Source organism: Shewanella chilikensis (assembly GCF_037953065.1).
Classification (GTDB): Bacteria; Pseudomonadota; Gammaproteobacteria; order Enterobacterales; family Shewanellaceae; genus Shewanella; species Shewanella chilikensis.
This window is the reverse complement of record NZ_CP149966.1, coordinates 4,448,791-4,468,928: the sequence shown is the minus strand read 5'-3', so window position 1 is coordinate 4,468,928 and position 20,138 is coordinate 4,448,791. Positions and strand designations below refer to the sequence as shown.

15 protein-coding genes are annotated in these 20,138 nt (G+C 52.4%); 5 read left to right on the top strand and 10 right to left on the bottom strand.

What is annotated here, in order from left to right; translation table 11 throughout:
- Positions 1–6: 6 nt before the first annotated feature.
- From WKR14_RS20075 to WKR14_RS20065, 3 genes are all read left to right on the top strand, one after another.
- On the top strand, positions 7–1,800 hold the full coding sequence (locus tag WKR14_RS20075) for an AMP-dependent synthetase/ligase (protein WP_039034582.1): 1,794 nt from the start codon (positions 7–9) through the stop codon (positions 1,798–1,800).
- 126 nt (positions 1,801–1,926) lie between these two features.
- Entirely contained in the window at positions 1,927–2,118 is a 192-nt protein-coding gene (locus tag WKR14_RS20070; protein WP_335908204.1) for a hypothetical protein, read from the top strand.
- Positions 2,119–2,145: 27 nt separating this feature from the next.
- Positions 2,146–2,544 carry an acyl-CoA thioesterase gene (locus WKR14_RS20065; protein WP_101095096.1) on the top strand — a complete coding sequence of 133 codons (399 nt, stop codon included), beginning with the start codon at positions 2,146–2,148 and terminating at the stop codon, positions 2,542–2,544.
- A 255-nt stretch (positions 2,545–2,799) separates the two neighbouring features.
- Here the strand turns inward: WKR14_RS20065 and WKR14_RS20060 are convergent, their stop codons facing one another.
- The 8 genes from WKR14_RS20060 to WKR14_RS20025 form a co-directional block, all read right to left on the bottom strand.
- The gene (locus WKR14_RS20060; protein WP_335921398.1) at positions 2,800–4,293 is read right to left on the bottom strand and encodes a hypothetical protein; all 1,494 of its coding nucleotides are present in this window, start codon (positions 4,291–4,293) and stop codon (positions 2,800–2,802) included.
- A 161-nt stretch (positions 4,294–4,454) separates the two neighbouring features.
- Entirely contained in the window at positions 4,455–7,949 is a 3,495-nt protein-coding gene (locus tag WKR14_RS20055; RefSeq protein WP_335921399.1) for a hypothetical protein, read from the bottom strand.
- A 125-nt stretch (positions 7,950–8,074) separates the two neighbouring features.
- Positions 8,075–8,977, bottom strand: coding sequence for a D-alanyl-D-alanine endopeptidase (pbpG, locus tag WKR14_RS20050; protein ID WP_082014298.1), 903 nt, complete (start codon positions 8,975–8,977; stop codon positions 8,075–8,077).
- A 74-nt stretch (positions 8,978–9,051) separates the two neighbouring features.
- The gene (locus WKR14_RS20045) at positions 9,052–9,477 is read right to left on the bottom strand and encodes an acyl-CoA thioesterase (RefSeq protein WP_039034587.1); all 426 of its coding nucleotides are present in this window, start codon (positions 9,475–9,477) and stop codon (positions 9,052–9,054) included.
- A 173-nt stretch (positions 9,478–9,650) separates the two neighbouring features.
- Positions 9,651–10,331: an acireductone synthase gene (gene mtnC / locus WKR14_RS20040; protein ID WP_101095092.1), complete on the bottom strand. Its 681-nt coding sequence runs from the start codon at positions 10,329–10,331 to the stop codon at positions 9,651–9,653.
- A gap of 226 nt (positions 10,332–10,557) precedes the next feature.
- Positions 10,558–11,895: an IS4 family transposase gene (locus WKR14_RS20035; RefSeq protein ID WP_165564965.1), complete on the bottom strand. Its 1,338-nt coding sequence runs from the start codon at positions 11,893–11,895 to the stop codon at positions 10,558–10,560.
- Positions 11,896–12,013: 118 nt separating this feature from the next.
- Positions 12,014–15,145, bottom strand: coding sequence for an efflux RND transporter permease subunit (locus WKR14_RS20030; protein ID WP_339087112.1), 3,132 nt, complete (start codon positions 15,143–15,145; stop codon positions 12,014–12,016).
- 13 nt (positions 15,146–15,158) lie between these two features.
- Positions 15,159–16,301: an efflux RND transporter periplasmic adaptor subunit gene (locus WKR14_RS20025; RefSeq protein WP_101055891.1), complete on the bottom strand. Its 1,143-nt coding sequence runs from the start codon at positions 16,299–16,301 to the stop codon at positions 15,159–15,161.
- Between the two features lie 469 nt (positions 16,302–16,770).
- On the opposite strand from WKR14_RS20025, the gene WKR14_RS20020 reads away from it, so the two are divergent.
- Both WKR14_RS20020 and WKR14_RS20015 read left to right on the top strand, forming a co-directional pair.
- A complete protein-coding gene (locus WKR14_RS20020; RefSeq protein WP_101055890.1) occupies positions 16,771–17,718 on the top strand; it encodes a LysR family transcriptional regulator in 948 nt (315 codons plus the stop codon).
- A gap of 139 nt (positions 17,719–17,857) precedes the next feature.
- The gene (locus WKR14_RS20015) at positions 17,858–18,595 is read left to right on the top strand and encodes a TorF family putative porin (RefSeq protein WP_335921947.1); all 738 of its coding nucleotides are present in this window, start codon (positions 17,858–17,860) and stop codon (positions 18,593–18,595) included.
- 156 nt (positions 18,596–18,751) lie between these two features.
- Here the strand turns inward: WKR14_RS20015 and WKR14_RS20010 are convergent, their stop codons facing one another.
- Positions 18,752–19,216 carry a GNAT family N-acetyltransferase gene (locus tag WKR14_RS20010; RefSeq protein WP_308427928.1) on the bottom strand — a complete coding sequence of 155 codons (465 nt, stop codon included), beginning with the start codon at positions 19,214–19,216 and terminating at the stop codon, positions 18,752–18,754.
- An 84-nt stretch (positions 19,217–19,300) separates the two neighbouring features.
- On the bottom strand, positions 19,301–19,960 hold the full coding sequence (locus WKR14_RS20005) for a 7-cyano-7-deazaguanine/7-aminomethyl-7-deazaguanine transporter (RefSeq protein WP_165565923.1): 660 nt from the start codon (positions 19,958–19,960) through the stop codon (positions 19,301–19,303).
- Between the last annotated feature and the right edge of the window lie 178 nt (positions 19,961–20,138).

Here is a 20,138-nt window from a genome sequence, read left to right as displayed (position 1 = left end):
CGAGTTATGTCTCTAGAGCAGTACAGAATCACCCATCTCTTGCGTCAGCAGCTTGAAGCGCGTGCAGAGGATATCGCCCTGGAAGGCTTCGAAATAGCTGCGCCTTGGGATAAGGTCAGCTGGAACGAATTTGACCGCATCAGTGCGGCTATTGCCGGAATCCTGATTGCCAATGGCTTTGAGGTTCAGGATCGCGCCGTGATCCTGTCCCATAACTGCCCGCAGTGGACTTGCGCCGATGTCGGCGTCGTTCGTGCCCGTGGCGTTGTGGTGCCGGTTTACCCTACCTCCACCCTGAAGCAAGCTGCCTATATCATCAATGATGCCGGCGCAAAAGTTTTATTTGTGGCCAATAAGGCGCAGTATCGACTGGCTTGTCAGTTAGAAGCAATGTGTCCGACATTGGAACTTGTGGTGGTGTTTGACAAACATGTTACTTTGGAAAAACTGCATCATCATCATCTGGATGTATTACTGAACCAAGTTGTATCCGAAGAAGCACGCACTGAGTTGGCTGTCCGTGAACAGAATGCCACTCTGGATGACCTGCTGACTCTGATCTACACCTCAGGCACCACCGGCGATCCCAAGGGGGTGATGCTGGATCAACGTAACTTTGCTTCGGCTATGCGCCAACATTTCCAATTGATCCCCTTTGAAGCGGATCAGGTTTCCTTGGTATTCCTGCCTCTGAGCCATGTTTATGAGCGCGGTTGGACCTTCTATGTACTCAGTCGTGGTGGCAGAAATGTCTACCTGGCTGACACTCATAGGGTAAAGGAAGCCATTGCCGCTGTGCGTCCTCACACCTTGTGTGTGGTGCCCAGATTCCTGGAGAAGGTTTACAGCGCAGTACAGGATAAAGTGACCCGGGCCGGGAATGGCAATCGCAAGTTATTTGCTTGGGCACTGGCTGTGGGCGAACGCCAGTTTGAAGTGATGCAGGGCCGGGCTCAACCCAGTAAAAAATTGTCATTGCAGTGGTATTTGGCTGACAAGTTGGTTTATCGCCGGCTCAGAGCGGCTCTTGGCGGTCGTCTGCGGTTGATGCCCTGTGGTGGTGCCGCCTTGGATGCTAAAGTGAGTGCATTCTTTGCTGCCATTAACCTGCCGGTGCTTTGTGGTTACGGTATGACAGAAACCACGGCAACCGTCACCTGTAATACATTGGACAATAGGGTGACAGGTTCCAATGGTCGCTGTATGCCCGAAGTGGAAATTCGTCTCGGGGCCGAGAATGAGATTTTGGTTCGCGGCGATACCGTGATGCGCGGTTATTTTAACCGTCCCGAAGACACCGCTGAAGCCTTCGAGGATGGTTGGCTCAAGACCGGGGATGCCGGTTACCTGGATGAACAGGGTAATCTGTTTATCACCGACAGGATCAAAGAGCTGATGAAGACCTCCAATGGCAAGTATATTGCGCCACAGCGGGTCGAAGGCAAAGTAGGTTGCTGCCCCTTCATCGAACAGGTGGCGGTAGTCGCCGATGCCCGTAACTATGTGACGGCACTAATCGTTCCTGCCTTTGAAGCTCTGGAGGTTTGGGCTAGACAGAAGGGGATCCGTTATGAGTCACCGCTGGAGTTGATACGTCACAGCCATGTGGTGGAGCATTTTGAAGAACGGCTCAAACACCTGCAACAGGAACTGGCGGGTTTTGAGCAGATTAAAAAGTTTACCCTGTTGCCTGAGGCCTTCTCTATGGAGGCGGGTTTAATCACCCCGACCCTCAAGCTCAGACGCAAGATGATCTATCACAAGTATTCCCGTGAAATTAACGCCATGTATGGCGGTTAAGTCCGAAGAAGGCTGCTTGGGCAGCCTTTTTAATATCCTGATTCCTTTAGGTTCAATCTTGGCTGTTGTAGTATTGGCGCCCAAGATTGACCTTGTTGCCGAGGCCATTTCTCAAGGACGCAGTATATGGAAGGACTATTCCAACAGGGCTGGCTCACAGGCTTGTTTCTCCTGATGTTCTCATCATTTTCACTCGCCTCTGAACTGGCTTACGCCCCCCGTGGACACCTCAAGTGGATGACGGCGACCGGCAAGATGGTTGAGCCAGGTGCCATGAATGGTAAGCTGAAGGTCGGCAAAGACAAGTGCGAGTTTTAATCAACAATAATAACAATAGGATACCCTATGGAAGCGTTAAGCCTGGATATTCAACCCAGATTCAATGAAACCGATGGCCTGGGCCATATCAATAACACTGTGCTGCCCGTGTGGTTTGAAGCCGCCAGAGAGCCTGTGTTCGAAATCTTCAACCCAGGTCTGGATCTGGCTAACTGGAACCTGATTGTGGCCGGATTCACCATCGCCTTTAAGGCGCCCACCTATTACGGTAAGACAGTCAGAGTATTGACCTCGGTCAGCCGCATAGGCAACAGCTCGTTCGAAGTATTGCAACAGAGTTGGCAGGGAGAGCTGCTGACCGCCGAAGCCAAGACCACCCTGGTGCACTACGACTACAGCTGTGAGCAGAGTCGACCTATTCCTGATGAGATCCGTCAGCGTCTGCTGCCTTTGCTGCATGAGTGAACCAGCACTTTTCGAGCTCAGCCACTATTGCCATTAGGCCAGCGTCTTCTGCGTTGGCCTATTCTGGCTGCGGTATTGGTGAGGTGTTTGGTTAAAGAGTCCTTTGAGGGAACAAGTAAGGAAGAGTCGAACTGATACCCCGGAAGAGATCCGTCAGCGTCTGCAGCCTTTGCTGCGGGAGTGAGCCCGGCGCCGCTATCACCGGGAGTTAGTTTTAAGCTCAGCGTCCCTCAAGAGGAACGCTCAAGCGCTTTGCTAAGAATGATTGCCGAAGCGTTGGAAATACTGCTGTTGGTCGAGCAGTTGCAGTTTATCGACCACTTGCTCACGTATATCCTCCAGCTCTGGTTTGCCAAGCCAAGTAAACCAGATATCCAACCAGCGTAAGTACTGCTGTTGTCTTTGCTGTGGGGTCGCTGATGGCAAAATATCGGCAAAGTCGGCGGCGTCTTCGTCATCACTGTCGAGTAGCTCGTTGGCCATTTCATAAGTCAGTAACCAAAAGTCATGGATTATCTGTTGGTTGGATTCAACCCAAACGCAGTAATCCACTATATGCTGATGTAACAGAGGGGCATGGGCCTGACTGGCGGCGAGTATCTCCAGCGGCCGTTGTGCCTCCAGAGCCTGAGGGTGACTACCATCTTGCAGATATTGCCACAAGGCTTCTCCCTGGGGTTGCGCCAATACCAGAGGCTTGAATTGGCGTAGCATCTGTCCGGGGCGATAATCCTCATTGTCGTCGGCATCTTGCTGCCACCCCTCGGCCGGGCAAGCCAGAGGGCCATCTGCCTGGCGTTCAAGTGATGCGCGTAGCGTATCTATTTCATCTTTGAGCCGAGCCTGAATAAAGTGGCTCTGTAATAGCGTCTCCAGACCTTCACTCTCCTGGACGTCAAACCAGTCGATAGCGGCAGGGAACATGCTGATAAAAAAGAGTTGCACCGGATCGTCAGTCTCCGTTGTGCGCCACTCGGTTACCAGCAGTTTGGGACAACTCAGTAAACGTTCACTCAGCAGTTGTTTGAATTGGAGATATCGCTGCGGATTTTGCTTGAGGAAGTCGGCCAGAGCCTGATGGCTTTGTATGCCGGTTTCATCCGAGTAGAAAAAGCCCTGGCGCAAACGGTCACTGTCACACCAGACAAAGGCTCGTAACATCTCCTCACTCCAGCCATTGAGGTTGAGTAGCCTCGCCATGAATTGCTCATAACCATTGCTGTCTTCATTATCCCAGTTGGCAACCAGAAAGTGCGCCAACCGCCAGGCCTGTTCAGGGGCTCGCCGAGCCAGCAGGAATAGGGCCTCAACGCCAAAGATCCGAGTTTCATCCAACCACATGTTGTGCACATCGTTGTGACAACGGGCGAAGGCTATCATGGCATCGGCGGTGGCCAGCAGTTCGGGGGTCAGGTGAGGGTGTTGCATGGCAATGGCGAACAGCAAAGGTTCAGAGAGGTAGAGGTCACACTCGTCACTGATGAGTGGCGGCAGCGTGAATACTTCGCCATCCGGGCCCAGACTCAGGGCTTCCTGCAGCAGGCTGCGCAGTCCTGAATCTTGCAGATCATCGATCTGCAGGCGGCGGTTGCCGCTGTCTGTCGCGGCGACAAATTCGATATCGAACATCCCTTTACGCAGAATAGTGCTTTGCTGCAATTGATGTCGGTATTGAGTCAGGGCTTGCGCTATGGAGAGGGGATCTTGGGGATCCAGCGGGATAATTGTGTGCTTTTTAAATGACTGCATCTTCCTGACTCAGTTACTGTGCGGGCTAGACCCTTGAAATAGTGGCGGCGATGATAACAAGCCTGTTTACCGGATACATGCTCTCATATTCAGAAGTTTGAAGGGGAGCGGCAGAGACCATTCGATGCAGAGTCTCTGCGCGCCCTTCACTGTTTAGACAGTTAGACTAGTCCTGCCATGGCATCTCTGACCCGGCGGGAGCCATCGTTGGCTAGCGCCGAGAGCAACTCGGCCGCGTCGGGATAGTCGCCTTCCAGGCAATCGATCAGCTCGATTTTCTCATTGACAGTCAACTGAGTAATAAGGGGCGTCAGCGTGCCGTTTCTCAGTTGAGCGACTAGCCAGTCACAGGGAGCCTCATATTCCCCCTTGCCGAGGCAAAAACGCAGCAGTTTCATCGGCTCAAGCCGCAGCGGCTCCAAGGTTTGCAGCAGCCAGCTCAGCGCGGCTTCCTGCAGCTCATCGCTGTCCTGGTATCTCCTGTCTATGTATCGCGCCGCTGGCCAGTCGCCGCGGCGCACCTTGTCGGCCATAAAGGCCCGCAATAGCTGCTTATCGAACAGTTCAAACCCTAATTGGTAGCCAAGCAGGAGCTGCAGCAGTCGCTGCCGGGTTGGGGTGGGAAGCAGCCACAGGCACTGCTTGAGGTCATAACGCTCGCAGGATGAGTAGATACTCAGCTCATCAAGGGCGAACAGGCGTTGCAGGCAGGCTTGAATGGCTGCCAGCGGCAGTTCACCACTCAGGTATGCTTGCAGTCGAGCATTGACCAAGGCGATCCTGACATCGACCGAGTACAGGGCCTTGAATGCCGCCAAGATCTCCTCGGCGCTGACACTCTCGTCAAACAGCAGCACCTCGCCCGCAACACCTTGGGGCAAGCCCTCCGGCGGTATCGCTTGGGTCAGCAATAATGCCTGCAACTCTTCACCCTGACGCCGAAGCAGGCTGACGTTGAGCCAGTCATATCTGTCATCTTGGGCCTGCTCGCAAACCACAAGTTGCGGCGCGGCAACCACAGGCTGCTTTATGCCCCGCTCCAGCAACTGACAGCGACCATCAAAGTCTTGAGCCAGTACCCGCTGCCAACTCTTGAGGTTGTCGCGAATAAAATACTCGAGGCAGAGTGACCACTCCCGCTGCAGCTCGGGGTGTTGGATAAAGCCTTGTCCGGGGTATTGCAGCTCCAGCAGTTCGAAGGCATTGAGCTTCTCTCTATCCGGCAGTCGTCTCAGTGCCTGCAGCAGTGGATCTGCCTGGCTCGATGAGGCCTGGGCCAACTGGCTCAGCTGCGCTAGCGCGCGCAGGGTGTTGGCGCCATCGCTGCTGCTCAGCGACAGTTGGAAGTCAAACACTGTCAGTAGGGCTTCACTGACGCCGAGTGTTCGCATGCTACCGACAAAGCCCTGGCGCTCGGTATCAGAGTCAAACTCAGGGTCGAAATTATCGTCACTGTAAGGCATGGCGGCATAATGCAAGAGCTTGAGTGGCGCTAGTTCCAGCAGCCATTGCCATAGGCGCCGGGCCAGTATGAGAGCCGGCGCTTGCGGCTCATTTGGCTGAGCCGAGGAGTGAGTGAAAGCCTGCTGCGAGGCCAGCAGGAAATAGCACAGCATGGCACCGCGGCGAAAACCGTCTTGTTTGTCGAACAATAGGTATTTGGGCTGGAAGTCACTGATGGGTTCCAGGGTCAATTGGCGGCCAACATCATCACGCCCTCTTCGATAGAGCTGGTCTTGTGCCAGTTGCAGCGCCTCAAGCTCACAAAGAGAGGGCTCGGGCCGACAGATAAACGCCTTGAGCGGCTTGGCATCGTCTGCGGCCTGCTTGAGCACTTGCCCGGCAAGCAGTTCCCAAGGGCTATTAGCGTTTAATCTCTCGCTCAGCGCCCGGCTGGTGGCGTCATGGCACCCGGCCAGACAGTCCTGTTGCCAAAGGAAGGCCAGCAACACATAGTGGCCGAGCTCCATTTGGCTCAGCGGCCAGTTATCCGGGTTGGCAAGCTGGCGGTGTTGCCGGAATAAGGCCAGGGTCTTGTTCAACAAGGGGCGGTTGTAGACCTGGCGCTTGTCGTTCCATTGCTGCAGCAGTTTAGCCAGTTGCGCCTCGAGCAGCGCCTGCTCACTGGTATCGCTGAGGTTGCCGTAGCGCTGCAGATATGGGACATCATCGAGCAGCCCTTCATCGTCGACCAGGTTTTCGCGGATCTCTTCCAGCTCGGGTTTGCCAAGCCAAGCGAACCAGATATCCAGCAGGCGTAAATACTGCTGTTGCCTTTGCGGTAGACTCTTTGATGGCAAAATATCGGCAAAGGCTTCGACATCTTCTTCATCACCATAGAGCAGTTCATAGCGGCTATCGCTGAGAATACTGCTCAGCTCTTCGGCAATATGTCGATTGGATTCTGCCGTAACGCAGTAGTCGACTATATAGTGATAGAGCCCCAGGGCTTTGGCCTTACAGGCGGGAATTAATGCTATTGGTTGCTGAGCCGCCAGCGCCTGGGGTTGGCTGCCATCATGCAGATATTGCCACAATGCCGCGCCTTGGGGTTGCGCCAGTACCAATGGCTTTAACAGACGCAGCAGCCTGCCCGGCCGCTCATCGTCCTCATCCTGATAGCTGCCTTCTTGTTCATCTGCGTCGGTTTCGGCGCTCCCGGTTATGCCGCATCTGTAACAGGCCAGCGCGCCACTGGCCTGGCTCTCTATGGCGGCGCGCAGGTCGCTTATCTCCTCTTCGAGGCTGGCGCGGATAAACTGGCTTTCAAGCAGGGTATCCAGCCCCTCGCTCTGTTCAACTTCAAACCAGGCAAACTCAATCGGATACATGCTGACAAAGAAATGCAGCACGGCATCGACTCTGCCGAGTGGGCGGTCTTCGGCGGCGAGCAGTTTCGGGCTATTGAGTAAACGCTCGCTCAACAGCTGTTTGAACAGAGGATATTGCTGTGAATTTTGCTTGAGGAAGTCGGCCAGAGGCTGATGACTCTGAATGCCGGTTTCGCCACTGTAGAAGAAGCCCTGGCGCAGATGGTCACTGTCGCACCAGACAAAGGCCCGCAGCATATCCGGGCTCCAGCCATTGAGCTCGAGCAGCCGTGCCATATATTGCTCATAGCCATTGCTGTAGACATTGTCCCAGGCGGGGATCAGAAAGCGTGCCAATAGCCAGGCCAGTTCGGGTGTGCGCCGGGCCAGCAGAAACAGGGCCTCGACCCCGAAAATGCGGCTGTCGTCCAGCCACATGCGCTGCAGATCATTGTGCCTGCGGGCGAAGGCTATCATGGCCTCGGCGGTGGCCAGCAGTTCGGCTGTCAGGCGAGAGTGTTGCATGGCAATGGCGAACAGCAAAGGTTCAGAGAGGTAGAGGTCACACTCGTCACTGATGAGTGGCGGCAGCATGAACCCTTCGCCATCCGGTCCCAGGCTCAGGGCTTCCTGCAGTAGGGCGCGCAGTCCTGAGTCTTGCAGATCATCGATCTGCAGGCGGCGGTTGCCGCTGTCTGTCTCGGCGACAAATTCGATATCGAACATCCCTTTACGCAGAATAGTGCTTTGCTGCAATTGATGTTGGTATTGAGTCAGGGCTTGAGCTATAGAGAGGGGATCTTGGGGATCCAGCGGGATAAGAGTGTGCTTTTTAAATGACTGCATCTTCCTGACTCAGTTACTGCTAAGGCAAAAGGCCTTTAAAAGGTGGCGGGATGATAACAAATACTGACATGGGGGCGACCGCGCAAAAGTAAAAATCTGCGCGGGGTCACCGGCGGTTTTGAATATTAACGGGCAGAGAGCAATGATTGACGCTCTGTTTGCTTTTGTTGTTTATAGTCCAGAGCTTCTTGGGGAACCTGACTGATTTTGCCGGTTTCCAGCCACTTCTTTAAGCGGTTGGCATCGGCCAGATGGCTTAGCTTGCCGAAGGCGTCCAGCACCACAAAGGCGACTTCCCGCTTGGCCATTTGGGTCAGCATCACCAGACAGCGGCCGGCGTCATCGGTATAACCCGTCTTGGAAAGCGAAATTTGCCAGTTTGGTTTATTCACCAGCCGATTAGTGTTGTAAAACGCCAGGTTATATCTGGGTTTACGAAAGGTGACGCTGCGATTGGGGGCCGAGCTCAGCTCGCCTATCAAGGGATACTTTTTAGTCTCTTGCAGCAGTTTGACCAAGTCCCTGGCACTGGAGACATTTTGTTCCGACAGCCCCGTTGGTTCAACAAAGTGACTGTCTGTCATCCCCAACTCTTCCGCCTTGGCATTCATCGCCTGGATAAAGGCCGGATAGCCGCCGGGATAGTGATGCGCCAGGGTCGCGGCGGCGCGATTTTCCGAAGACATCAATGCCAGCGCCAGTGCTTCTTTGCGTTTTAGCTCGCTGCCGATACGGATACGAGATACCACATTTTGCATGACTTGGGTTTGGCTGACATCCACTGCAATCCGCTCGTTGAGCGGCAACTTGGCATCCAGCGTCACCAGCGCCGTCATCAATTTGGTGATGGAGGCGATGGGTTGTACCTGCTGCGGGTTGTCCTCATAGAGGATTTCACCGGTTTTCATGTCCACCAAGATAGCGCTGGCCGAGGCCAGTTGCTGTTCAGGAGAAGAAGTGGCTCCGGGTGCAGATTTGACCTGGAAGCACATAAAGCAAGTCATGAAGAGCAGCAGAAAGAGTCTCATTGAGGGGCTTTTCTCTTATTATTGTGTTTATTAATAGGAAAAAAGTGTAATAGAGACTCGCTCGAACACCAACTTTATTCTTGGTATTCCTTGAGAACTGCCAGCAATTCCTGCGGTAATTTGGCCTTGGTGCCTTTCTTGAAATCGTACATGACGGCGACAGAGCTACCTGTAGTGGTAATGGCTCGCTGTGCCTTACTGTACGCCTCGTAATGCATGGTAAACCTGTCTTCACCTATATCGCTGATTTTGACCCCTATCAACAGGGTATCCGGGTAGGTAACCGGGCGCTTGTACCTGGCCTGGTTTTCGCTTATTACCGGCCCCATTCCCTGTTTGTACATCTCTCCCAAGGGAAAGTGGCGGTTGAAGAAGTCGATTCTGGCGCTCTCAAAGTAGCGGAAATAGACTACATTGTTGACGTGTTGCAGGGCATCCATTTCGCCCCAGGCCACCGGGATTTGCGAGTGCTGTGGGTAACGCTGAGTAAAATCTTCCATATTTAAACGACCGTTTTATTTTGGTTGGCTCAGGATAACAACAGCGCCTCTCTGTCTCAAGAGGGGAACAACATTCCGTACAGGTGTTGATTTTCCGGGATAAGGAATAGGTGTTGTAAACAATAAGGGGAGCCATTGGCTCCCCTTGATTCATCAGTTAACTTAGGCGGTTATCAGTCAATCTTCAGCTCGGCGAAGCTCTTTACCTGCCGGAAATCACCTGTGCGTTGCCCGGCTTCACGTACCATCTGACAGGTGATCAGCCCGGCAGCGGCAGCGGCCTTGAGTTCGTCCAACATGTCCGAGACAAACAGTATCTGCTTCGGGCTCAGACTTATAGTGTTAATAATGTTGCAGTAGGCTTGCTTGTCCAGTTTGCCGCCGGTGCGGGTATCAAAATGACCGTTGAACAGTTCGGTCAGATCGCCGCCATCACTGTGGCTGAATAGTAGCTTCTGGGCTTCCACTGAGCCGGAAGAGAAGCTGTATACTCTGAGTCCCTGAGCCTTGTATTCCTTGATGGCTTCAATGAAGTCAGGATAGATGTGACCGGTGAACTCGTTCTTGGCATAGCCCTGTTTCCAGATCAGGCCCTGCAGCGTCTTCAACGGAGTGGCTTTGCGATCTTCTGCAACCCACTGCTGGAGTATTTCTATTACCCGCGGCAGATCGGCATCAGGTTCCAATGCCATCTCCTTGGTGTCGCTGATACAGTTTTCTACCAGAATATTATCTTGATAACGTTCTAAAAACTCCGGCAATGCCTTGGCCGAATAGGGGAAAAGCACATCCTGAATAAAGTTAAGATCTGTCGTAGTGCCGGCGGTGTCGACGACTATGGCTCTGATACCCATAAGGTGAATTACTCCAAAAAGTGCTGTTTTCTGTGCAGATCCTAAGCTTTATTGGCGCGCTTGACCAGCTTCTTTAACCCTTTGTTGCCCACCAATTTTACATTTTGGGCGGAATGACAAGTCCTAAAGCCGGATGCGAACCTAACAGGTGTTAAGTCTTTGAAGCTCCATATAGAAGTGGTTTGCAACAGGCAACAAAAAGCCCGGCATATCGGCCCAACGTAGTTCACTTAAGTGGAGCTGCCTTGTGATTAACAGGATATCGGGTCTTTGATATTTTTACCGCCCTAGGCCGATTTGGCTTAGGGCGTTTGTCTATAAAAAGGATGGACAAGTCTCCTCGCAGACTGTTTAGACGCTTCGGCGTATTACCTGGTGACACCGCTTTGCTCATGACTTTGAGCTGACTTGCGATGAACTGACAAGCGTACTTAAAGCTGATTTCATTGGGCATTCGACCATGCTCTACTGCCGCTTGGCTCGCTTCTCGTCTCACCAAGTTATAACCAAGCAGCAGCCCCCATAACTCTTGATAGACAAGTTCGACTGTCTTACTCCTCAGCACTAACGCATTGTGTTGCATCGAACTTTTTATGTCTCGATACCCTAATTCAATTTCCCATCGCTCGTGGTAAAGCGCCGCGACTGCTCCCGCATCGTACTGCTCTCTGGGAAGAGACGTAAATACGGTTTTTGGCTTACCTTGTACCTGATAAGTCACGGCTCTCACTTGCCATGTTTCAGGTAGGTTAGGATTTTTCTTGCGTGCTTGTGGAGAGACTTTCATTTCGACTCGCATGTCGTCACTCTCTTCATCGTCCAGCAGGGTGTATTTCACCCCTTTCTTCGCCGGTAACAACCAATGTCTGTTAGCACCACTATTTTGGAGAGAAAGAAGTAAGCCTGCTCCATAAAAACCCTTATCCAATAAGGTCACGGAATTATCCGGTAAGGAGTCAATAAAGGGCATAGCAAGAGGAATTTCGCCTCGACGATAAGGGCTTATAGCGGCATCGACAATGACATGAGAGCGAACATTCATCATGGTCACCACCCTTAATACTGGATGAGGCGTCTGTCTGTCGCTGGATGTATTACCTGACCCAAAATGGTCTCTTAGTTCCGGTGTGTCAGCGGTTCGAAAAAGCGCGCCATCCACAGCAAAGACTTGCAAACCTTGCCATGTATCCTCAGGGTAACGCTCTAACCCCCACCTATGGCTGCATTGCCTAAACAACCATTCTGGGGCTGCTTTGCCAAGGCGTTGCCTTGCTTGCGTTAAAGCACTTTTTGCTAACAGCTCCTCATTAGCCAACCCCTCGGCACAGACATTCATTCGCCGTGCAACTTCGGCAATCGGTTCGTTGCGGAAAAACGCCATTCCAACAATAAGCCAAAGAACCATATCACTCGGTAAGCGACGTCGACGAATCGTCGCTTTATCGGAAAGTGTTACCGCTTTAGCAATCCACTCGTCAGGAATATGCTCGGAGAAGGTGGTTAGCTGAGCGACATCAACAGGACTCTCTTCAAGAAAGTCGGCAAAGCAGTTTTGAATAGACATAAAAAATCGGAAACCTACAAACAGGTTTCCGATTGTCTCTCATCAGAAGGATCGGTCAACCGATCCTTATCTGATCTACATTGCGGCATATCGGCCGGGCTTTGAGGTGACAGGCGAATTATTTGGCCTGTTTTCGCAGTTTACGCTCTTCACGCTCACGCTTACTGAACATGCGCTCTACCACCACGAAAAAGAGTGGGATAAAGAAGATACCCAGGAAGGTTGAGCTGATCATACCACCCAGTACCCCGGTACCAATGGCGTTCTGACTGCCTGAACCCACACCTGTACTGACGGCCAGAGGCACAACCCCGAGACCGAATGCCAGCGAGGTCATCAGAATCGGCCGCAAACGTACCCGCACCGCGTGCAGGGTGGCGTCGACAAGTTTGGAGCCCTGCTCATAGTATTCCTTGGCGAACTCCACAATCAGAATGGCGTTCTTGGTTGCCAGACCCACAGTGGTCAACAGACCCACCTGGAAGAACACGTCGTTTGGCAGGCCACGACCATTCATGGCGATTAGAGCACCGATAATACCCAGAGGCACTACCAGAATAACCGCGAAAGGCACAGACCAGCTTTCATACAGGGCCGCCAATACCAGGAATACCACCAGAATCGATAGCGCGTAGAGCGCAGGCGCCTGGTTGCCTGACAGACGTTCCTCGTAGGAGAGGCCGTTCCATTCGATACCAAAGCCTGGCGGTAGCTGGTTAACCATGTCTTCCATGATGTTCATCGCTTCACCGGTACTGAAACCGGGGACAGTCGCACCCTGGATGTTCATCGCCGGCAGACCGTTGAAGCGTTCCAGACGTGGTGAACCATACTCCCAGCTGCCGGTGGCAAAGGCTGAGAAGGGCACCATGTCTCCCTGGGTGTTACGCACATACCAGGAGTCCAGATCTTCAGGTTGCATCCGGTATTTGGCATCGGCCTGAACATAAACCTTCTTCACCCGACCACGGTCAATGAAGTCGTTGACATAGGAGCCACCCCAAGCGGCAGAAAGCACGTTGTTGACATCACCTATGTTGACGCTCAGCGCCCGTAGCTTGGCATGATCTATATGCAGCTGATACATGGGCGCATCTTCCTGACCATTGGGGCGTACACCCACCAGGTTGGGATTCTGAGCCGCCATGCCCAGCAGTTGGTTACGGGCCTGAACCAGCTTTTCGTGTCCTTGGCCATTTTTGTCCTGCAGGAAGAGGTCAAAACCGTTGGCCGTACCCAGCTCAATTACCGCAGGCGGTACGAAGGCAAACACGAAGGCTTCTTTCATCTGGCTGAACACCGCCATGGCACGGCCGGCAACCGCTTGAACATCACTGCCTGGAGCCGTACGTTCAGACCAGTCTTTCAGTCCGACGAAGGCGATACCCATGTTCTGCCCCTGACCGGCAAAACTGAAGCCCGCCACACTCAGAACCGATTTGACGTTTTCGTCTGCCAGGAATTGATCCGAGACTTTTTCCAGTACTTTCATGGTACTTTCCTGAGTCGCGTTGGTTGGCAGTATAGTCTGGGTAAACAGCATGCCCTGATCTTCGTCCGGCAAGAAGGCGGTTGGCATACGGATAAAGATCCAGCCTACGGCCACAACCAGCGCCAGATAGACGGCACTCATACGTACTGAACGTTTGATGATGCTGGCAACAGTACTTTCGTACTTGCCAGTCATGCGATCGAAGTTACGGTTAAACCAGCCGAAGAAGCCGGTTTCGGCATGGGTATGCCCCTTCTTCAGTGGCTTAAGCATAGTGGCACAAAGTGCCGGAGTCAGAATGATGGCCACCAATACCGACAGCGCCATCGCCGATACGATAGTGATGGAGAACTGACGGTAAATCACCCCGGTAGAGCCTGACATGAAGGCCATGGGAACAAATACGGCCGACAGCGTCAGACCAATACCTACCAGGGCTCCGGTGATCTGCCCCATGGACTTCTTGGTCGCTTCTTTGGGGCTGAGTCCCTCTTCGGACATTACCCGCTCAACGTTTTCCACCACCACGATGGCATCATCCACCAAGAGACCGATGGCCAGTACCATGGCGAACATGGTTAGGGTGTTAATCGAAAACCCGGTGAAAGACAGGATAGCGAAGGTACCCAGCAATACTACCGGCACCGCAATCGTTGGGATCAAGGTTGCGCGGAAGTTTTGCAGGAACAGATACATGATGACGAACACCAGTACCACGGCTTCCAGCAGAGTATGAACTACACCTTCGATGGAGTTCTTTACGAAGGGGGTAGTGTCATAGGGATACACCACCTGCATGCTGGCCGGGAAGAAGGGACGCATCTCTTCTACCTTGGCGCGCACGGCTTCGGCGGTATCCAGTGCGTTGGCACCAGTGGCCAGCTTGATCGCCAGACCTGTAGCAGGGCGTCCATTGTAGAGTGATTCGATGGAATAACTCTCAGAGCCCAGTTCAACCTTGGCGACATCACTCAGATAGACATTGGCACCCGAGGGATTCGATTTGAGGATGATGTTGCTGAATTCCTCAGGCGTTTGCAGACGGCTCTGAGCCGAGATAGTCGCATTCAACTCCTGACCTTGAACCGCAGGGGCACCACCCAACTGACCGGCAGAAACCTGAGCGTTCTGTTCTTTAATCGCAGCGATTACATCCAGAGTGGTCAGGTTGTAGTTGGTCAGCTTCAGTGGGTCGACCCAGATACGCATTGAGTACTGGGCACCGAATAGGGTGGTTTCACCCACACCTGGTACCCGACTCATGGGATCCTGAACGTTGGAACCCACGTAGTCGGCGAGGTCGGCGTTGGTCATGGAGCCATCATCTGAAATAAAGGCGACCACCATCAAGAAGCCTGAGCTGGACTTGTTAACCCTGACACCTTGAGCCGTTACTTCCTGAGGCAGCAAAGCCATGGCGGCCTGCAGCTTGTTCTGTACCTGAACCTGGGCGATGTCGGGATCCGCCTCGGCGTTAAAGGTCAGAGTGATTTCGGCGTTACCGAAGCTGTCACTGGTGGACTTGATATAGCGCAGGTGGTCGAGACCTGTCATGCGCTGCTCAATCACCTGGGTCACAGAATCTTCAACAGTTTTGGCCGACGCACCTGGATAGTTGGCCGCAACCACAATGGTTGGTGGCGCAATATCCGGGTACTGGGAAACCGGCAGGGCCTTAATGGCCAAGACACCTGCCAGCATGATAATAATCGCGATCACCCATGCGAAGATGGGGCGATCGATAAAGAAACGTGCCATAACTTCCGCCCTGTTATTGCTGGTTTGCTGTCATGGGTTTGGCCGTCACAGCCATGCCGGGACGGATTTTTTGCAGCCCTTCGACAATCAGTTTGTCACCTGGCTTGAGTCCTTCTGTTACCCGCCACTGGTGATTGATGACATCGGCAGTCTTGATCACCCTTGCTTCAACCTTGTTTTCGGCATTCACCAACATGGCCACAGCTTCACCCTTGGGACTACGGGTGATGGCTTTTTGTGGTACCAGAATCGCTTGAGGATCGACACCTGTGTTGAGAATGGCGCGCACATACATACCAGGCAGCAGCGTATGGTCCGGGTTAGGGAACTCGGCTCTCAGCGTCACAGAACCTGTGCTCTGATCGACACTGACTTCGGCAAACTGTAAGCGACCCTTATGATCATAAGTCGAGCCATCTTCCAGCAGCAGAGTCACTTCGGCGTCATCGGAAGCCTGTAGTTTACCGGCTTTCAACATGCTCTTGAGACGTAGCATCTGGGTACTGGACTGCACTATATCCACATTGATGGGATCCAGTTGTTGGATGGTCGCCAGTGGCTGAGCCTGGTTAGCAGTCACCAGAGCACCGGCAGTAACGCTGGACTTACCGATACGACCGGAGATAGGTGCCTGTACTTCGGTATAGTTGACGTTAATGGTTGCAGTATTGATGGCCGCCTTGGCCACTTCCACTGCTGCCAGCGCTTCTTTATAGGAAGCATCTGCCTTGTCGTACTCTTCTTTACTTATGTACTTGGTTTTGACCAGTTCCTGATACCGGGCCTGAGTTGCCTTGGCAGAAGCCAGAGCCGCTTCGGCGCGGGCCAGATCCGCCTTGGCGCTCTGTAGAGAGGCCTTATAGGTGGAAGGGTCAATTTGATACAGTGACTCACCCTGTTTCACATCACCGCCCTCGGTGAAGCTACGTTTCAGAATGATGCCATTAACCTGAGGCCGAACTTCGGCTTCAAGGAAAGCTATGCTGCGCCCAGGCAGTTGCACTTGCAGTGCCTGCGGAGCCGACTTGACTTCCAGGACACTGACTTCCATAGCGGGGGCCGCCTGATTGCTTTTGGCTTGTTCAGCTTCCGACCCACAGGCCGTCATCCATAACGCCATACTTACAACTGAGGCAACTTTTAGTACATGCCGCATGATAACTCCTAATCAGTATCTGCTTGCCGGGAAGGGAAAGTGTCTTGTACGACAGGCTTCCTGGCGCAGTTCGCCAGCAAAATTTTCGAACCCATATTTATCGCACAAGCATTCTGTATCAACAAGCTACAGGATAAGCGAAAAGTGTAAATGAATGAAAATTTTTTAATCAATAAACGACACTATTGCCATTTATTTACATTTAGTTGTGAGATTTATGAATTCAACAACTTATGTATCCAAATCCCGTTTCTGCCCGTTTGGAAAAGATTCTGTTTTTGCCCTGGAGACAAAGACACCTTTCCCAACTGCAGCAAGCGTTTTAAGGTTGAGTGACCCATGGCTAAACCGCAGAAATTTCTCTGCACCATGCTGGATCCTCCACCGCGAGGCGAGTATTCTACTACTGTCACTATAATTTGATTAGTCATATAGAAATAAACCCACTGTCCCACAGGTGCAACAATAAATGGATCTAAACAGGGTACAAATATTTGCTCAAGTTGTTGAACAAGGTAGCTTTACCGGCGCCGCCAAGGCGTTGGGGCTAACCAAGACTACAGTTAGTCGCAAAGTCGCCGAGTTGGAGAAGGCGACCGGTGTTCAACTACTGTTCAGAACCACTAGGGCATTGAGGCTAACCGAGGCCGGTGCCGAATATTACAACAAGATCACCAAGATTCTGGTGGATCTGGAAAATGCCGAAGCCCAGCTCAGTGCCAACCAGCAGCGGGTTAAGGGCAATCTGAGGGTAGTCTGCCCTATCGAGATGGGACAGCTATTTCTCGGCCCGGTATTTGCCCGTTTTCTTGAGGCTTACCCGGATATTACCATAGAAGCTGAATTGACTAATCGCAAGGTGGATATGGTTGAAGAAGGGATAGATATACTGTTCCATCTGTGCGGCATCGAAGATTCACGCCTGCAGCATTATCAACTGGTGAAGACCAGCACCACCCTGATGGCCAGCCCTGAGTATCTTAAACGCCACGGCACTCCGCAGACCCCGGATGATCTTTGGCATCACAAGGGCATAGAGCAGGGGGGGATCCAGCTTATCAATGACGGTTGCTGGAAGATTTTTGATGGCAATGAATGGCAGGTGATCACTCCTGAGGTTCAACTCAAGGTCAATAATATTACCTTGGCCCGGGAAGCGGCCATTGCCGGTTTGGGGATCACTTGTCTGCCGCCGATGATCGCCGATGAAGCCTTACAAAAAGGGGAGTTGGTGGCCGTGCTGGAAGACTTTCCTATGGAACATAACACCCTGTTGCTGTCTTATCCAAAACGGGCCTATTTGCCTCGTAAATACATAATCTTTATTGATTTTATCTATCAGGCCTTGTTCGGTTACTGGGGTAACATGCTGCTGGAGATCCCCGAGTATGTGAAGCATCCCGAGGGTTTCGAATAAGCCGCTATGACTGCGGCGCTGCCGCAGTCATTCATAATTGTTCACATTCATTCCTTCACGGTTCATTCACCTAGATAACCCTGTTCATAACTTCTTCTTACTATCCGGGCTAACAATTCTCAAGCTCTGGTGGATAAAGATGAACCCAACTCATAAGCTGTTTTTATCAGGTTTGCTGCTGTGCAGCAGTTCCACGACTCTGGCTGACGAAGCTCCCCGTTTCGCCGGTGGTAGTTTTGCCGGCAATCTAACCTTTGCCTCTGACTATGTGTTCCGCGGCGAATCGGAAACCCTGGATGGTGATGTGCCCGTAGTCCAGGGAACATTCAGCTGGAACCATGACGCCGGTTGGTATGCCGGGGTATTTGCCTCCAACATCAAGTTTGCCGACCCCAATCTTGAGATAGTCACAGCGCCTTTCATCGGCAAGAGCGGTGAGTTGGGTGATTCAGGTTTCACCTATGATGTCATGCTGTTCTCATATCTCTATCCCGGCGCGTCTTACTCTAACTACACAGAGCTGTGGCTTAAACTCGGCAAGTCTTTCGGTCGGGCCAATCTGCAACTGGAAGTGACGCCAACTGTGGATGACTGGTTCGGTGTCGATGGTTGGCACGGGGTCAACTATGCCTTGCACCCCAGCTATGTTTTCGAGAATGGTATCAAGGTTTCTGGCTCTGTCGGTTATCAGGACTTGAACGGTAATGGTGCCGAAGGATGGGGACACTGGAACCTGGGGGTAAGCAAAGAATTTTATGGTTTCAACCTGGATCTGCGCTACCACGGCAGTACGGTTGAAGCAGATCACAAGGTCTATGGTACCCAGACAGAGATCTTCGATGATAGGTTGGTGATAGGAATCAGCAAAGCGTTTTAAGAACTGCTTCCCTGCAGTCTTTGTGAGTACGCCATTTGGCGTACTCTTTTTTTAGGTAAGGTGCGAACAAGCCCTATCTGTGCTCTGCGTCGGCTAACAGGCCTGGATGTAAGGCGTGGTTCGCAGCAAATCCCCCTAGTCCTTTGCAAGACTTCCTTAGTACATGCTCTTTTCAAGATAGAGGCGGTTGTCGGCAATATGCCCAGGCTCGGCGCGGAAATCCACCACCTGATACTTATGGCTGATCAGCATATTCAACATAGAGCGGAACTGGTTGCGGGTCTTAACTTGGATCTGTTTGTAACCGGCTTGAGTGGCCCAACGCTCCTGTGCTTCCAGCATACTGCGCGCCAGCCCCAGACTGCGATAATCGGGTAATACACCGCCTAACCAACTGTAAAAACAATGCTCGTCCAGAGCATAACCCAGCTTGAATCCCGCCAATTCACCTTCCACAAAGGCCAACAACAATAAACAGGCATTGCCTGTCAGTCGACGTTCGAACTCTTGCTGTTGGTAGCCGGAATCAAACTCGGGGATCTGAGCACTCAAGGCCATGATCTCGTCGATCTGTTGCTGATCTATTTCAGTAATAGCTTTGATTTCAATGGAGTACATCATTATTCTCTCAACGGGCCGCAAAATGTCACAGATTGCGGGATAAAAACTGGCCAAAATTATAACAGGTCTGGCCAGTTGAATGCATCAGGAGAATTGCTGCTGGTTTTCTGTCTGCAAGATCTTGTCCTGTAGTACCCGCAGCAGCACACCATAAGCCGGCAGGAACAGCCCCAGACTAACCAACAGCTTGAAGCTGTAATCCACTGCGGCAATTTCCGGCCAGTTGGCGGCCATAAAGGGGTCACTGGAGGCGAAGAAGGCGATACTGAAGAACACCAGAGTATCCACCAGGTTGCCCACCAGGGTAGAGGCCGCCGGAGCGACCCACCAGGCACACTGGCGGCGAATTCTGGCAAACACTGCGATATCCATCAACTGGCCCACCAGATAGGCGGCAAAACTGGCAAAAGCGATACGGAATACAAAGGTATTGAAGTCCGACAGGGCACTCAGCCCCTGAAAGTTGCCCTGATGAAACAGTACGCCCATGGCATAGGAGATTAGCAAGGCCGGTAGCATGGCCTTGAAGATGATCTGCCGGGCGGTAGCTTGGCCGAATATCCGTACCGTCAGATCGGTTGCCAGATAGACAAAAGGAAAGCTGAAGGCGCCCCAGGTTGTGTGGAAGCCGAATAGCTGAAATGGGAGCTGCACCAGATAGTTACTGGCACTGATAATAAGGATGTGAAAACTGACCAAGAGGATCAGTGCGCGTTTGAGCTGCGCGCCGGTTAACATTAACATATTGTGACCTTTTTAGTTGGCTGGGCGGGGTGAGGGAACCCGCATCTTCGGTTTGACCGAAAGGGCGCACATTATAGAGCCCAAAATTCAGCTGACAAGAGGGAAGCGTAAAAAATGTCCAACCCATCTAAGGAAGTTCCTATATTTGGACCTTTAAGTCTATGCAGGGCAGGCATGG

Coding starts and splice junctions, on each gene's coding strand:
- WKR14_RS20075 (WP_039034582.1), top strand. CDS start 7: ATGTCTCTAGAGCAGTACAGAATCACCCATCTCTTGCGTCAGCAGCTT.
- WKR14_RS20070 (WP_335908204.1), top strand. CDS start 1,927: ATGGAAGGACTATTCCAACAGGGCTGGCTCACAGGCTTGTTTCTCCTG.
- WKR14_RS20065 (WP_101095096.1), top strand. CDS start 2,146: ATGGAAGCGTTAAGCCTGGATATTCAACCCAGATTCAATGAAACCGAT.
- WKR14_RS20060 (WP_335921398.1), bottom strand. CDS start 4,293: ATGCAGTCATTTAAAAAGCACACAATTATCCCGCTGGATCCCCAAGAT.
- WKR14_RS20055 (WP_335921399.1), bottom strand. CDS start 7,949: ATGCAGTCATTTAAAAAGCACACTCTTATCCCGCTGGATCCCCAAGAT.
- pbpG (WP_082014298.1), bottom strand. CDS start 8,977: ATGAGACTCTTTCTGCTGCTCTTCATGACTTGCTTTATGTGCTTCCAG.
- WKR14_RS20045 (WP_039034587.1), bottom strand. CDS start 9,477: ATGGAAGATTTTACTCAGCGTTACCCACAGCACTCGCAAATCCCGGTG.
- mtnC (WP_101095092.1), bottom strand. CDS start 10,331: ATGGGTATCAGAGCCATAGTCGTCGACACCGCCGGCACTACGACAGAT.
- WKR14_RS20035 (WP_165564965.1), bottom strand. CDS start 11,895: ATGTCTATTCAAAACTGCTTTGCCGACTTTCTTGAAGAGAGTCCTGTT.
- WKR14_RS20030 (WP_339087112.1), bottom strand. CDS start 15,145: ATGGCACGTTTCTTTATCGATCGCCCCATCTTCGCATGGGTGATCGCG.
- WKR14_RS20025 (WP_101055891.1), bottom strand. CDS start 16,301: ATGCGGCATGTACTAAAAGTTGCCTCAGTTGTAAGTATGGCGTTATGG.
- WKR14_RS20020 (WP_101055890.1), top strand. CDS start 16,771: ATGGATCTAAACAGGGTACAAATATTTGCTCAAGTTGTTGAACAAGGT.
- WKR14_RS20015 (WP_335921947.1), top strand. CDS start 17,858: ATGAACCCAACTCATAAGCTGTTTTTATCAGGTTTGCTGCTGTGCAGC.
- WKR14_RS20010 (WP_308427928.1), bottom strand. CDS start 19,216: ATGATGTACTCCATTGAAATCAAAGCTATTACTGAAATAGATCAGCAA.
- WKR14_RS20005 (WP_165565923.1), bottom strand. CDS start 19,960: ATGTTAATGTTAACCGGCGCGCAGCTCAAACGCGCACTGATCCTCTTG.